This window comes from Streptomyces sp. NPDC090741 (assembly GCF_044769045.1).
In the GTDB taxonomy this organism is placed as follows: Bacteria; Actinomycetota; Actinomycetes; order Streptomycetales; family Streptomycetaceae; genus Streptomyces.
Genome location: NZ_JBIVXF010000001.1, coordinates 697,706 through 711,990, shown reverse-complemented (window position 1 = coordinate 711,990; position 14,285 = coordinate 697,706). Strand labels below are relative to the sequence as shown.

Here is a 14,285-nt window from a genome sequence, read left to right as displayed (position 1 = left end):
CAGGCCGTGACCAGATGTCGATTGCGCACGCGGTTGTGGATCGCGGTGACCTCCACCGGCCTGTTGCTGGCCCTGGCCCCCGGACCGGCCACCGCCGCCCCGCCGGGTGCCGCGGATCCCGCCGATCCGACCGTACGGGGTGACCCTGCCACCGGGCACGCCCGGATGGTCTTCAACTCCGGGGGGTACCTGACCCCGCCGTCCAAGCGGGCTCCCGAGCACGTCGCGCTCGCCTACGTACGCGACCACCGAGGGGAGTTCGGGCTCTCCGCCCGGCAGGCCGAGCAGCTCGGCGTCGTCTCCTCGTACCCCACCCGGCACAACGGGGCACGGCAGGTGACGATCGGCCAGAGCATCGACGGCATGCGCGTCCACGGCGGGCTCCTCACCGCCACCGTCGACAAGCGCGGCCGCCTCGTGATCCTCGGCGGCGCCGTCGTGACCGCCGAGCCGGCAGGCACCGTCGAGCTGACGGCCAAGCAGGCCCTCGACCAGGCGGCCGAGGCCCAGGGCGCGCGGCCCCACCACACCCTGACCGGCACCGACAACCGCGACAAGGGCCGGCAGAAGTTCAAGAACGTCTACGCCAAGCGGCTCACGAAGCCCAACGACGTGACCGCCGAACTGGTCTGGTTCCCCGCCGACTCCGGCCGCGAGCTGCGCCCCGCCTGGCTCACCGACATCGAGGTCTCGGGTACGTCCTGGTACGAGACGGTGGTCGACGCCGCCGACGGCCGGGTCCTGAGCCGCGAGAGCCGGTACCACCACGCCGGCCCGGAAGGCACCGTCTTCACGGCCCAGCACCCCGACATCAGCGGCGCCACCCGCACCGTCACGCCGCTCACCGGCCGCGACGGCTCCTGGGTCGCGGACCGGCTGACGCAGGGCAACAACGCCAACGCGTACCGGGACGAGGACGGCGACAACACGGTGCCGGACACCGGGAACGACGCGCTGCGCCCGCAGTCCCCGGCGAGCGGCGACCCGAACTACCAGCACTTCGACTACACGTTCAACGACACCTGGCGCACCAACGCCGGCGCGACGCAGGCCAACCTCGACGCCGACGTCGATCCGGTCATCACGCAGCTCTTCTACTACACCAACGTGATGCACGACTACCTCTACGACCTCGGGTTCGACGAGGCCTCGCGCAACTTCCAGGTCGACAATTTCGGCCGCGGCGGTTCGGGCAACGACCCCGTACTGGCCGAGGCGCAGGACGGCTGGGACCTCGGCTGCCTCGACGACGCCACCCCGCCGAACGCGATCCCCTGCACCAACAACGCCAACTTCGCCGCCCCCGCGGACGGCTCCAGCCCGCGCATGCAGATGTACATGTGGCAGCCGCCGGGCCGGCCGTTCCGCGACGGTTCGCTCGACGGCGACGTCATCGCGCACGAATACGGACACGGCGTGTCCAACCGCCTCGTCGGCGGCGGCCACCTCGGCGGCGGCTCCCAGACCGGCGCCCTCGGGGAGGGCTGGAGCGATGTGATCTCCTTCCTCAAGTGGGGCGACGCGACGGTCGGCGAGTACGTCACCGGCAACACCGCCACCGGCATCCGCTCGCAGGCGTACGACACGTCCACCGAGAAGTGGGGCACCTTCAACCCCGCCCGCGGCGTGCACCGCAACGGCGAGATCTGGGCCGCGACGATGTACGACATCCGCGAGGCGAAGGGCGTCGCGTTCACCCAGCAGCTCGTCATCGACGGCATGAAGAACACCGTCAGCACGCCGAGCTACCTCGACGCGCGCGACGGCATCCTGGCCGCCGACATGACCAACAACGCGGGCGCCGACCAGTGCCTCCTGTGGCGGGTCTTCGCAGGCCGCGGCATGGGCGCCAACGCCGCGTCCAGCGCGGACCAGAACACCGTGACCGCCGACGAGACCGTTCCGGCCGCCTGCCTGCCGACCGCCAAGGCGGGCGGCCCGTACACGACGAACGAGGGTACGGACGTCACGCTCAGCGCGGCCGGCTCCACCAAAGGGACCGCGCCGTCGGCCGGGAACCTGACCGCGTACGCCTGGGACCTCGACAACGACGGGCAGTACGACGACGCCACCGGGGTCACCACCACCTTCAGCGCGGTGGGCGGGGACGGCGTCTCCACCGTCGCACTGCGGGTGACCGACGCCGCCGGCAACACCGACACCGACTCGACGACGGTCACCGTCGCGAACGCCGCACCGGTCGTGACGCTCCAGCCGGTCCCCCCGGCCGGGGAGAACAGCCCCGTCACCCTCACGGGCAGGATCAGCGACCCGGGCTGGCTCGACCCGCTGACCGCCACGGTCGACTGGAAGGACGGAGCGGGCCCGCAGGAGCTCACCGGCACGCTGGAGAACGACCGCCCCGACGCGACGCTGACCTTCACCGCGGAGCACACGTACGGGGACGACGGGACCTTCCCGATCGAGGTCTGCGGCAGTGACGACCGCACGAGCACCTGCCGGACGGTCGACGCGACGATCGCCGACATCGACCCGACCGCGGAGATCTCGGGCGACGGGCAGACGACGTACAGCGGGCAGAAGGCCTTCATCGCCCACGCCGGCACGCCGGTCGCCGTCACCGGCGCCTCCGCCGACCCGGGCAGCGACGACCTCACCCTGAACTGGCTGTGGGGCGACGGGGCCTCGGACGACCTGGTCTCGCTGGTGAACCCGCCGGCCACCGACCCGGACCCGAGCCCCTCGATCCAGCCGCGCAACGTGACGGAGACGAAGTCGCACGCGTACCCGGCCGCCTGCCTGTCCACGCTGACGTTCACCAGCACGGACGACGACGGCGGCTCCGCCTCCGACACGGCCTCCGTCATCACCACCGGCAATGTGAAGTGGGCGCACAGCCAGGCTTACTGGATGAAGGAGTTCGGCGGGCCCTCGCCGAAGCACTTCACGGCGGCGCAGCGGGCCTGCCTGCTGAGCGTGGCCTCGTTCATGAGCGCCGTGTACGGGCCGCTGACCGACGCCCAGGCGTACGCGATCCTCAGCTCGGGCTCCCCGCAGCCGCGGCCGCTGGTCTCCCAGCAGCTGCTCGCGGCGTGGCTCAACTTCGCGAACGGGTCGTACGACCTGTCCACGCCGGTCGACACCAACGGCGACTGGGAGACGGACTCGACCTTCGGGGCGGCGGTGGCCAACGCCGAGGCCGTCTACAACAACCCCGCGTCGACGCGGAACCAGCTGCTGAACCAGGTCGACGTACTGCTGCGCTTCAACGTGCGTGACGGTGGCTGACCGGCGCCTGGTATGCCTCGCCGCCCTCGCCCTCTTCACGGGGTGCGGGGGCGGCGAGGTGCGTCCGCCGGCGAAAGGGACGCACGAGCCGGACGGTACGGGTGACCCGGCCGTCACCGGCGGTACGGGTGCCACCGGCGGTACGGGTGCCACGGGCGCTACGGGTGCCACGGCGGCCGGCCCGGCGACCCCGGCGCAGGGCCGCGTACTCACCGGGGCCGACGACGGCTTCGCGGGGCGGCTCGCCGTCGGGCAGACGGCCCGCCTGCGTCTGCCCCTCCCGGAGGGCGGCCCGGAACCCACCGCCCGGGGCGATGCGGTGCTGGTGATCCGCATCAGCAACGTGACGGGCTCGGGCCACCGCGAATGGGAGCTCCGCGCGGTCCACCCGGGCACCACCCGCATCACCGTTCCCCGCCCCGGCGCCGCATCACCGGCCGCCCTGACCCTCACCGTCACGTGACCGGCGGGGCGACCGGTCTGCCGGTCGGCTGGGCGAAGTGGGCCGAGGCCAGGACCGAGCCTTCCGGGGTGAGGAGGCGGGCGCCGGCGAGGGTGGTGGCGTTCACGTCGGTCGTCGCGACCCAGTAGCCGTAGCCGTCCCGGAGCGAGAACGTGCCGAGGCGGGTCATCGTGCCGTCCGTGTGGTCGAGGACGCAGCTGATCTCGGGCATCGGCTTCTCCAGGTCCACCGACATGTACACCCAGCCCTGCGCGCCCGGGTGGGCGAAGACCCGGCCCACCTCCCGGCCGCCGGTGACCAGCGGGGCCTGGAGCAGCTCGGCGCCCGCGCGGGCCGTCGGGGACGCGGGTGGTGCCGAGGCCTGTTGGATCGCCGTGCCCGCCGCCCAGCCGCCGAACCCGCACGCCACCGCCAGCGCGGCCGCCACCGCCGCGACCCGGGGCCGCAGCAGCCACCGCCGGGCCGGAGCAGGCGCCGGATCCGGGGGCGGCGGCTGGAGACGGGCCGCGACCCGGCTCTCGAAGCCGACCGGGGGCTCCGTCCCCGGCAGCAGGCCGAGCAGGTCGTCGCCGACCAGCGCCAGCTGCTCGATGTGCTCCCGGCAGCCGGGGCACTGGTCCAGGTGGGCGACGGCACGGGCGCGCTCCCGGGCCGGAAGGATGCCCAGCGCCAGCTCGGCGTCGCATTCCCTCAGCTGTTCGCAGGTCATCTCGCTCATCGCCGGACCTCCTCGGTCCCCAAGGCCCTGCGGAGCTTGTGCATCGCCGTCCGGATCCGCGTCTTGGCCGTCCCCAGGGGGACCCGCTCCATGTCCGCGATCTGCTGCGCGGTCAACCCGTAGATGCCCGCCATCACCAGGGCGCGGGCCTGTTCCCGGGGCAGGGCCGCCACGGCCGCCCGTACCCCGGCCGAGGTCTCGGCGGCCACGGCATGCTGCTCGGGGGTCTCCGTCACGATGTCGAGGAGGGCGTCCAGGTCCTCCGGGGCGACCGGATTGGCCCGGCGGGCACGGACCGCGTCGATCGCCAGATGGTGCGCGATCGCCGTCAGCCAGGTCCGTACCGACCCGCGGCGCGAGTCGTAGACCTGCGCGTGCCGCCACGCCCGCTCGAACGTCTGCTGCGCGATGTCCTCGGCGAGCTGGGCGTCGCCGACCACGGCGATGGCCACGCCGAAGACCGTGCGCTGGAAGCGGCGCACGAACGCGACGGCGATCTCGGGATCACCCGTCGCAAGGCCCGACAGCAACGCTTCGTCCGGCGCACGCCCGAGCGGGAGGCCCATTCTCTGCACGTCAGTGGATACGTTCGGCCTCCCCGAATGGATTGATTCGGGTTCGTGCGGAAACACCCCTCCATTCTCCTCCTGTCCCCGTTCCCGCTCCCGTCCGCGGCCACCCGGCCGCCGCGCGCGGGTCACGGGGGACCCCGCCGGCGACGGTAGGTTGCCTCCAGTCGGCCGTGCAGCGGGCCGTCACCCGGCGCGGTCGGGAGCAGTCGGGGGGTGAGGGGCATGCGGCGCAGGGCGGCGGGCGAGGTGATCGGCGCGGGTGAACGCCTGCACGCCGCCGCCGGCGCGCTGCTGGCCGACCACCGGCGGGCCGTCGAGGCCGTACGGGAGGCCTGGGCTCCGATCCACGCCGACCTGGCCCGCTCCGAGCTGCGCCGGATCCCCGCCGACCGGCTGGCCCACGTCACCGAGGGGCGGCTGCGGGCGGGTGCGGTGGCCGTCATCGAGGCGGCCGGGTTCGACACGGTGCAACGGGTACTGGACGCCGGGCGCCACCGGCTCCGGCAGATCCCCGGGGTCGGGCAGCAGACCGCCGACCAGGCGCTCGGCGCCGCGCGGCAGCTCGCCGAAGCCGTCGGGGAGACCGTCGCCGTGCACCTCGACGTGGACCGCCCCGAGCCCCGGACCACCGCCCTGGTCGCCGCCCTGCACCCGCTCGTCGAGGCCGGGCCCGACGCCCGCCGGGCCGTCGAGGCGGCCACGGCCCTGGACGCCGGGCTCGGACCGCTGCTCGCCGACGCCGGACCCGCCGCCGGCCGGCTGCGGGGGTGGTTCGCGGGCCGGGAGCGGCGCGAGCGCGCGCTCGCCGCCCTCGACGATATCGGCCGGCGGACCGGGCGGGCCGCCGCGGACGGAGTGCCCGTCCTGCTCGGGCAGGCCTCGGTCGACCTGCTGCGCGGCCCCGCCGACGAGGCGGCCGCCTGGGTCGACTTCGAGCTGCGCTCCGCCGAGTACTACGGCGTGCTCGCGGAGGTCACCGAGCGGCCCGGCGGCGGCGCCGACCCGGCCGCCGCCCGGGGGTTCCTGCCCGAGGCGCTGGTCGAACGCGTCCGCGCCCAGGCCCTCGACGGCACGTACCGCCGGGTCTCGCTGCGCGGGTACCAGTCCTTCGGCGCCCGCTTCGCCCTCGCCCAGCGGCGGGTGATCCTCGGCGACGAGATGGGACTGGGCAAGACGATCCAGGCACTCGCCGCCCTCGCGCACCTCGCGGCGCAGGGGCACCGGCACTTCCTGGTGGTCTGCCCGGCCGGCGTCCTGATCAACTGGACCCGCGAGATCGAGGCGCGCAGCACCCTGCGCGCGGTCGCCCTGCACGGCCCCGACCGGCACGACGCCTTCGCGGACTGGCGAGGGGAGGGCGGGGTGGCCGTGACGACCTTCCAGGCACTGACCGGTTTCCCCGAACCGGCCGCGGGCGGGCTGGGCATGCTCGTCGTGGACGAGGCGCACCACGTCAAGAACCCGCAGGCGCAGCGCTCGCTCGCGGTCGCAGCCTGGGCCGCGGGCTGTGCGTACGTCCTCTTCCTCACCGGCACCCCGATGGAGAACCGGGTTTCGGAGTTCCGCAGTCTCGTACGGATCCTGCGGCCCGAGGTGGCCTCCGGGATCGGCGACGTCGACACGGTGGCCGGGTCCAAGGCGTTCCGCAAGGCGGTGGCGCCCGCGTACCTGCGGCGCAACCAGCGCGACGTACTCGCCGAACTGCCCGAGCTCCAGTGGACCGACGAGTGGGAGGAGCTGAGCGCGGCCGACCGGGAGGCCTACCGGTCGGCGGTGCGGGCAGGCAATTTCATGGCGATGCGCAGGGCCGCGTACGCGGAGCCGGAGAAGTCGGCGAAGCTGCGGCGGCTGTGCGAGCTGGTGGCGGAGGCCGCGGCGAACGGGACGAAGGTCGTGGTGTTCTCCGCCTTCCGCGAGGTGCTGGGGGTGGTCGAGGACGCGCTCGGCCGGCCGCCGCACGCGGGCGGTGGCGGTGGTTACGGCGGTGGCGGTGGTGGCGTCCTCTTCGGGCCGATCTGCGGGAGCGTGCCGCCCGCCCGCCGCCAGCGGCTGGTCGACGGGTTCGGGGCGGCGGCCGGGCACGCGGTGCTGCTCGCGCAGATCGAGGCGGGCGGCATCGGGATCAACCTCCAGGCGGCGTCGGTGGTGATCCTGTGCGAGCCGCAGGTCAAGCCGACCACGGAGCAGCAGGCAGTGGCCCGCGCGCACCGGATGGGCCAGGTGCGCGCGGTACGGGTGCACCGGCTGCTCGCCACCGACGGGGTGGACCAGCGGATGCTGGAGGTGCTGGACCGCAAGGCACGGCTCTTCGACGCGTACGCCCGGCGCAGCGTGGTGGCGGAGTCGGCGCCCGAGGCGGTCGACGTCTCGGACACCTCACTGGCCCGCCGCATCGTCGAGGAGGAACAGGCCCGCCTCGGCGCCGCCCGCTGACGCCGCAGGGCCGGGCCGTGCGAGCGGCGCGTCAAGAAGGCCGGGCTACAGGCCGCGGACCGAGGCGATCGTGAAGGCCGTCGGCGTACCCGGGCCCATCGGGCCGCCCTTGTCGAACTGGGAGCGGACCACGAGCGTGCGGCCCGGGGTGTGACTCAGCGTGGTCGGGATCTGCAGCGACGGGTCCGTGATCGTCCGGGTCAGCCGGGCCCGGGTGCCGTCGGGGCTGACGTGCCACCGGGTCAGGGTGTTCGTGATGTTGTGGGCCACCCGCAGGGTGCCGTCGGGCGCCAGGTCGAGGCCGTCGGCGTGGGTGAGGTCCCCGCCCTGGAGGGCGACGCGGGTGATCGCGCCGGTGCGCAGGTCGATGCGGTGGAGGTCGCCCGCGGTCATGTCCACGGCCAGCAGGAAGCGGCCCGCCGGGTCCGAGACGATGCCGTTGAGGGCGAAGCTGCCCGCCGGGGACGGGGTGAGGTGCCCGTTCAGGTCGTACGCGGGGAGCAGCGCGCCCGAACCGGCCGCGAGCTGGGCCGGGGTGACCCGGTAGATCACCGAGCGCACGCTGTCGGTCAGGTAGGCGGTGCCGTCCGGGGTGATGGTCAGGTCGTTGACGAAGAGCCCGCCGGTCCCGGCGACCTCGAAGTGGGCCAGGCGGCGGCCGGACGCGGTGTCGTAGACGGCGACACCGGAGGTGGAGTCGGTCACCCACAGCCGGCCGCGGGCGTCGACGCGCAGGCCGTTCGCCGTGTGGCGGCCGTCGGTGCCGGCGGGCAGGAACACCTCGGCGGTGCGCTGCCCGGGGCGGGCCCGGTAGACGGTCCCGTCGGCGTACGAGCCCACGTAGACGGTGTGGTCGCGGGGGTCGGTGGCTATGCCCTCGGGGTAGACCTTCCCGCCGGGGAGGGTGAAGGCGGTGGAAACGCGGCTGTCGGAGACGGACGCGGCCTGCGAGGCGTGCGCCGCCGGGATCGCGCTCAGCGTGAGTGCCGTGGTCAGGGTCAGGAGGGTCGCGGGCAGGAACTTCTTCAGCACAGCAGGTGTCCTCTTCCGTGTGGGTGAACACGAAGATATGTTAGAGCTCTAATGCATGCAAGGGCCTTAGGATGCAGCAATGACCTCCATGCCTCCCGAGGAGCGCATCGGCTCGCACGTCAAGCGCGCCGAACAGGCGCTTCTCGCGGCCAAGAACGCCGCGCTCAAACCCGCCGCAGTAACGGTTCCGCAGTACGCCGCGCTGCTCTGGCTCTCCGAGAAGCCGGGGATCTCGGCCGCCGGGCTCGCCCGCCTGTGCGGGGTGACGCCGCCGACGATGAACACCGTGCTCAAGAACCTCCAGGAGCGCGCGCTCATCGAGCGGACCCCGCACGAATGGCACCGCAACGTGCTCGAAACCCGGCTGACGGAGGAGGGGCGGGCCGCGATGGAGCTCGCCGACGCCGGCGCCGTACGGGTGGAGCGGGCGCTCGCCGCCGCGTTCTCGGCGGAGGAGCGGGAGCAGTTGATCAGCCTGCTCGGGCGGTGCGCGGAGGTACTCGACGCCCAGCGGTGAGTTCTCGTACGTCCGACATCAGAACCAACGCGATACCCAGCCGTTCTGTCCCGACCGGGACGGCGATGACCGTTCGGAGCCAAGTTCGTGCACCAGCCCCCGCCCGCCAGGCGCTCCCGCCGCGCGATATGGATATCCGCCGCCGTGGCCTTCGCGCTCCTGCTCGGCGGCGCCGGCTTCGCCGCCTGGAAGCTCGAATGGCTCTCCGGCAACGGTGGGTCCGTGAGCTTCGGCAAGGCCCCCGCGTCCGATGCCTCCGCCTCCGCCGCCCCCGAGGCGGGCAAGCCCTCCCCGGGTGCGCCGTCGCCCTCCGCCACGCCCGGCGGCGATCCGGACGTACTGCTGCCGACCGGCCCGAGGTCCGACTTCAAGCAGACCGCCGAGCTGGACGACGGCACGATCATCGCGAAGGCCCGCCTCGCGGGCGCGAAGTCCGGCTTCGAGGGTGACGTCTGGGTCTGGACGCCCAAGGAGTACAACGAGGCGAAGTACGAGAAGAGCGCCTTCCCGGTGCTCATCGCCCTTCCCGGCGGCAACGGCTTCCCGAGCAACTACTGGTCCGACCGCAGCCTCGGACTCCAGAAGGCCATCAGCGAGGGCGTCCAGGCCGGTACCAGCCTGCCGTTCGTCGTGATCATGCCGGTGCTCAACCCGGACAGCAAGTACTACTACGACGGCGCCGACATCCCCGGCCACCCCAAGATGGGCACCTGGATCGCCGAGGACGTCCCGGCCTTCACCAAGGCCAACTTCCGTACGTACAAGTCCCGCGACGGCTGGGCCTTCATGGGCTCCTCCTCCGGCGCCTTCGTCGGCATGAAGACCGTCCTCCAGTACCCGGACCGCTTCAAGGCCGTGATCGCCAGCGGCGGCGAGATCGTTCCCGACTCCCCGCTCTGGAAGGGCCACCAGGCGGAGATGGACGCGAACAATCCCGAGAAGCTCGCGAAGAAGCTGATCGACGGCAACGGCCCCGAGGTCTACATCAACTTCCAGATCGGCACCAAGGAGTCGGGGAAGGAGCGGATGACCAAGTTCCAGCAGTCCTTCGGCAAGGGCCCCGTCAAGACGACCATCCGCGACATCCAGAACGGCGAGCACAACGGCTGGCACTACGTCCGGGGCATGAAGGAAGGCTCCCTGGAGTGGATCAGCAAGGTGCTCAAGGCCCCGCAGCCCGCCACCGGCTGACCGGCCCGTACGCACGGTGTGCCCGGACCGGCGTGGGACGCGCCACGTCCCGCCGGTCCCAGGCAACCCATCCGATCGTTGACACCTCTGTAAGGGGTGAAGGGGGACCGATCGGTCCGACCCGCGCTCTTCTGGAGCGCCGGAGAAGGAACGGGACAAATCCGTGCAGCATGACCAGCTTCAGGGTGATGGCGACCTCATGACCGAGGAAGGCCCGCAGACCACGGGCCGCCGCCGTCCCAAGCGCCTGCGCAGGCTTCTGATCAGTGGCGCGCTGGCGCTCACGCTCGCCGCCGGGGGCGGCGCCGCGGCGTACAAGTACAGGCTCTTCTCGGACATAGGGGATCCGGTCTCCTTCGGGAAGGTCCAGGAGTCGGCCGCCGCGGCCGAGGAGATCCGGCCGGGGGTGATCATGCCGACCGGACCGAAGGCCGACTTCGTCCGGACGTACCGGCTGCCCGACGGCACGCAGATCGGCCGGACGACCCTGACCGGCGCGAAGTCCGGGTTCACCGGTGACGTGTGGGTCTGGGTCCCGAAGCAGTACGACGACCCGAAGTACGCCAAGAGCGCCTTCCCGGTCCTGATCTCCCTGCCCGGAGGCCGCGGCTACCCCACGAACTACTGGGGCACGGGCCCCGGCCTCGGCCTCCAGAAGGCGGTGAGCGACGGGGCGAAGGCCGGTACGAGCCTGCCCTTCATCCTGGTCATGCCGGTGCACAACGCGGACACCAAGCACCACTTCGACGCCTCCGACATCCCCGGCGAGCCCAAGATGGGCACCTGGATGGCCGAGGACATCCCGGATTTCACGAGGGCCAATTTCCGGACCTTCGCCTCCCGGGACGGCTGGGCCTTCATGGGCTCCTCCGCGGGCGGTTTCGGCGCGTTCAAGCACGTCCTGAAGTACCCCGACCGCTTCAAGGCGGCCATCGCGAGCGGGGTCGACATCGTCCCCGATTCCCCGCTGTGGAAGGGGAACACGCAGGCCATGGACGAGAACAACCCCGAGAAGCTCGCCGAGAAGCTGATCAAGGAGGGCGGTCCGGACGTCTACATCAACTTCCAGATCGGCACCAAGGAGACCGGCCGCGAGAAGGCCGAGAAGTTCATGCAGGAGTACGGGAAGGGCCCCGTGCACACCACGCTCCAGGTGATCCAGGATGGTGAGCACAATGGGAAGTCGTACGTCCGCGGTATGAGGGAGGGTGCTCTGGAGTGGATCAGCAAGGTCATGCTGGCACCGACCCCCGATCCCGCCGTGCGATGAAGGCAGTCGTCCGGGGCGCCTCCGCGGCTGCCGCCGCGACCGTGGCGGCGGCCTTGGCCGTCGGCTTCGTCAAGGCGACGGACGAGGACCTGAACGCCGTGCACGCCTTCCCCGGTGTCGGCGTGCTCATGGCGAACGGCGAGCACTGGTGTACGGCGAGCGTCGTCGACAGCCCCAAGGGCACGGTCGTCGCCACCGCCGCGCACTGCGTGGCCCCGGCGGGCGAGGACGGTGAGCCCGGAGCGGTCGCGCACGACGGCATGGCCATCGGCACGCTCTCCTTCGCCCCCGCGTTCACCGGGGAGGGCGGGGGTCGCCAGCCCCTCGGGGTGTGGAAGGTCCGCGCGGTCCACGTGGACGAGCGTTGGACCAAATGGGGCGAGGACACCGCCGACTTCGCCTTCCTCAGCATCGAGCCGGACGGGGACGGCCGGACGGTGCAGCAGGCGGTCGGCGGCGCCGACGAAGCCCCGAAGCCCGACTGGACCTCCGGGTACGAGCGCGAGGTGACGGTCGTCGGCTATCCGGAGTCGGACCGCAACCCGCAGAACAAGCCCGTCTCCTGCACCACCCAGACCGGCCACGACCAGGAGGACCCCGCGATGCTCTACATCAGCTGCGCGGGCTTCTGGTCGGGCACCAGCGGAAGCCCCTGGATCGCCGACCGCGGCGGTCCGGGGAACCCGGGGCGGCTGATCGGGGTGCTGAGCGGCGGGGAGACGGACGTGGACTCCACGGCCGCGCTGTTCGACGAGAAGGCCAAAGCGCTGTACGAGCGGGCCTCGCGGGACTGAGGTCGCCGCGTACGGGGTCCTCGATACCGGCGTCTCAGCCCTTGAGCAGGGCGTTCAGCTCGCCGTACGAGAGGCCCGCGTCGAGCGCGGTGTACGTGCCGCCCGTGAGCAGTTCCTCGGTGGCGCGGCGGACCACGTCGTACGCGGCCGACGCGACCCCGGAGCCGACGCTGACGCGGGCGACGCCGAGGGCGCCGAGCTCGGCTACGGTCGGGGCGCCCGGGCCGGCGAGGAGGTTGAGCGGGGCGTCGATGCCCTTGACCAGCTCGGTGACGGTGGCCGGGTCGGTGACGCCGGGGACGAAGATGCCGGAGGCGCCCGCGCGCAGGCACGCGGCGGCGCGGGCGAGCGTCTCGTCGAGGCGGTTCTCCTCCTCGCCGAGGCCGAAGAGGAACGTGTCGATGCGGGCGTTGATGAACAGCGGCACCCCGGCGGTGTCGGCGGCGGCGCGGGCCGCGGCCACCCGCTCCGCGTGGTCGGCGGGGGCCCGCGTGCCGTCCTCGATGTTGATGCCGACCGCGCCGGCTTCGAGCACCCCGGTAACGGTCTCGGCGACCCCGGCGGGGTCGGCGCCGAAGCCGCCCTCGATGTCGGCGGTCACCGGGACGGAGACGGCCGCGGCCACCCGGGCGATGAGGTCGAGGGCGCGGTCCCGGCTCAGGGCGTCCCCGTCGGGCGTTCCGAGGGACCAGGCGACCCCGGCGCTGGTGGTGGCGACGGCGGGGGCGCCGGCGGCCTCGCCGAGGCGGGCGCTGAGTACGTCCCAGGCGTTGGCCAGGGCCAGCGGCGCGGCGGGGGTGTGCAGGGCGGTGAAACGGCGGGCGAGGTCAACAGTGGTGGTCATCGGCCCAGTTCATCAGAGTGAGCAAGGGTTCGGCTGGCGATTTTCCGACACATATCCCGATGGGTGCGGCATGATCCGAAAGGCGCGGCCTACGCCAGACCGGCCTTCAGGCCCGCTCCGCACAGCGGGAGGACCGCCGTGCGGCCCTGGAGGGGATCGGCGGGGGCCAGTGGGCCCACCGCGGCCCAGCAGGCCGCCGCCGTCGGCTCCACGAAGAGCCCGCGCCGCGCCAGGTCCCGCTGGGCCGCGCGCAGGGCCGGGTCCGGGACCGTCAGGAAGGTGCCGCCGGACTTGCGGACCGCGGCCAGGATCTGGCGCGCCCGCGGCGGGGCCGGGATCGCGATCCCCTCGGCCAGGGTGGGCCGCTGCTCCACCGGATCGGCGTCCTCCGCGCCCGCCGCGAAGGCCGCGGCCAGCGGGGACACCGCCTCCGCCTGGACCGCGATCAGCGCCGGCGGCTTCACCCCGCGCCGGGCCAGTTCCTCCACCGCCAGCGCGGCCCCCAGCAGCAGGGTGCCGTTGCCGACGGGGACGACGAGGGTCTCGGGGAGCCGGCCGCCGAGCTCCTCCCACACCTCGTACACGTACGTCTTCGTCCCGTGCAGGAAGTACGGGTTGAAGACGTGGCTCGCGTAGAAGACCCCGGGGAGGTCGGCGGCCTCCCGGGCCGCCACCGCCGTGGCCTCCCGGCCGCCCGGCACGACGCGGACCGCCGCCCCGTGCGCCCGGATCTGCTCCGTCTTCTTCTCCGAGGTGCCCTCGGGCACGAAAACTTCACATTGCAGTCCGGCCCGCGCGCAGTACGCCGCCACGGACGTACCCGCGTTCCCGCTGCTGTCCGCGACCACCCGCTCCGGAGCCAGCCGCCGGGCCAGTTCGGCGAGCATCACCGCGCCCCGGTCCTTGAACGACAGGGTCGGCATCAGGAAGTCGAGCTTGGCGTGAATGCGCTCCGCGAGCGGGACCAGCGGGGTGTTCCCCTCCGACAGCGTCACGGAGAACGCCCCCGGAAGCGGCAGCGCGGAGCCGAACCGCCAGAGCGAGTTGGGTCCGGCGGCCGGTTCGAGCGGACTGGCCGGATCCGGCGCGAAGTCGAGATCCCACGGTCCACCGCACAGCGGGCAGCACCAGGGGGCCGTCCGGGCGTCGGCGCGCGTGGAGTCTTCGGGGCAGACGTAACCGGGGAGTGCGTGCGTCATGTG

The 14,285-nt window shown here is 72.9% G+C and carries 12 protein-coding genes; 7 read left to right on the top strand and 5 right to left on the bottom strand.

What is annotated here, in order from left to right:
• Nucleotides 1–6: 6 nt before the first annotated feature.
• Both ACIQU4_RS03240 and ACIQU4_RS03235 read left to right on the top strand, forming a co-directional pair.
• Nucleotides 7–3,249 carry a M36 family metallopeptidase gene (locus tag ACIQU4_RS03240; RefSeq protein ID WP_403725103.1) on the top strand — a complete coding sequence of 1,081 codons (3,243 nt, stop codon included), beginning with the start codon at nt 7–9 and terminating at the stop codon, nt 3,247–3,249.
• Entirely contained in the window at nt 3,242–3,712 is a 471-nt protein-coding gene (locus tag ACIQU4_RS03235) for a hypothetical protein (RefSeq protein ID WP_403725101.1), read from the top strand. The genes ACIQU4_RS03240 and ACIQU4_RS03235 overlap by 8 nt, the downstream gene beginning before the upstream one ends.
• Here the strand turns inward: ACIQU4_RS03235 and ACIQU4_RS03230 are convergent.
• Complete coding sequence (locus tag ACIQU4_RS03230) at nt 3,705–4,430, bottom strand: anti-sigma factor family protein (RefSeq protein ID WP_403725099.1); 726 nt, start codon at nt 4,428–4,430, stop codon at nt 3,705–3,707. The genes ACIQU4_RS03235 and ACIQU4_RS03230 overlap by 8 nt on opposite strands.
• Nucleotides 4,427–4,996 (bottom strand): RNA polymerase sigma factor, encoded by a 570-nt coding sequence (locus tag ACIQU4_RS03225; RefSeq protein ID WP_403725096.1) that lies wholly within the window; start codon nt 4,994–4,996, stop codon nt 4,427–4,429. The genes ACIQU4_RS03230 and ACIQU4_RS03225 overlap by 4 nt, the downstream gene beginning before the upstream one ends.
• 228 nt (nt 4,997–5,224) lie before the next feature.
• On the opposite strand from ACIQU4_RS03225, the gene ACIQU4_RS03220 reads away from it, so the two are divergent.
• Nucleotides 5,225–7,435 carry a DEAD/DEAH box helicase gene (locus ACIQU4_RS03220; protein WP_403725094.1) on the top strand — a complete coding sequence of 737 codons (2,211 nt, stop codon included), beginning with the start codon at nt 5,225–5,227 and terminating at the stop codon, nt 7,433–7,435.
• A gap of 45 nt (nt 7,436–7,480) precedes the next feature.
• On the opposite strand, the gene ACIQU4_RS03215 is transcribed toward ACIQU4_RS03220, so the two are convergent.
• The gene (locus tag ACIQU4_RS03215) at nt 7,481–8,467 is read right to left on the bottom strand and encodes an SMP-30/gluconolactonase/LRE family protein (RefSeq protein ID WP_403725092.1); all 987 of its coding nucleotides are present in this window, start codon (nt 8,465–8,467) and stop codon (nt 7,481–7,483) included.
• 79 nt (nt 8,468–8,546) lie between these two features.
• On the opposite strand from ACIQU4_RS03215, the gene ACIQU4_RS03210 reads away from it, so the two are divergent.
• The 4 genes from ACIQU4_RS03210 (at nt 8,547) to ACIQU4_RS03195 (ending at nt 12,239) form a co-directional block, all read left to right on the top strand.
• Nucleotides 8,547–8,984 carry a MarR family winged helix-turn-helix transcriptional regulator gene (locus ACIQU4_RS03210; protein WP_403725090.1) on the top strand — a complete coding sequence of 146 codons (438 nt, stop codon included), beginning with the start codon at nt 8,547–8,549 and terminating at the stop codon, nt 8,982–8,984.
• Between the two features lie 87 nt (nt 8,985–9,071).
• The gene (locus ACIQU4_RS03205) at nt 9,072–10,175 is read left to right on the top strand and encodes an alpha/beta hydrolase (RefSeq protein ID WP_403725087.1); all 1,104 of its coding nucleotides are present in this window, start codon (nt 9,072–9,074) and stop codon (nt 10,173–10,175) included.
• Between the two features lie 199 nt (nt 10,176–10,374).
• Entirely contained in the window at nt 10,375–11,445 is a 1,071-nt protein-coding gene (locus ACIQU4_RS03200; protein WP_403725084.1) for an alpha/beta hydrolase, read from the top strand.
• Entirely contained in the window at nt 11,442–12,239 is a 798-nt protein-coding gene (locus ACIQU4_RS03195) for a trypsin-like serine peptidase (RefSeq protein ID WP_403725081.1), read from the top strand. Before ACIQU4_RS03200 ends, ACIQU4_RS03195 begins: the two co-directional genes overlap by 4 nt.
• 34 nt (nt 12,240–12,273) lie before the next feature.
• On the opposite strand, the gene ACIQU4_RS03190 is transcribed toward ACIQU4_RS03195, so the two are convergent.
• Nucleotides 12,274–13,083, bottom strand: a complete 810-nt coding sequence (locus ACIQU4_RS03190) for an isocitrate lyase/phosphoenolpyruvate mutase family protein (RefSeq protein WP_403725078.1) — start codon at nt 13,081–13,083, stop codon at nt 12,274–12,276.
• 89 nt (nt 13,084–13,172) lie between these two features.
• The gene (locus ACIQU4_RS03185; RefSeq protein ID WP_403725075.1) at nt 13,173–14,282 is read right to left on the bottom strand and encodes a threonine synthase; all 1,110 of its coding nucleotides are present in this window, start codon (nt 14,280–14,282) and stop codon (nt 13,173–13,175) included.
• Between the last annotated feature and the right edge of the window lie 3 nt (nt 14,283–14,285).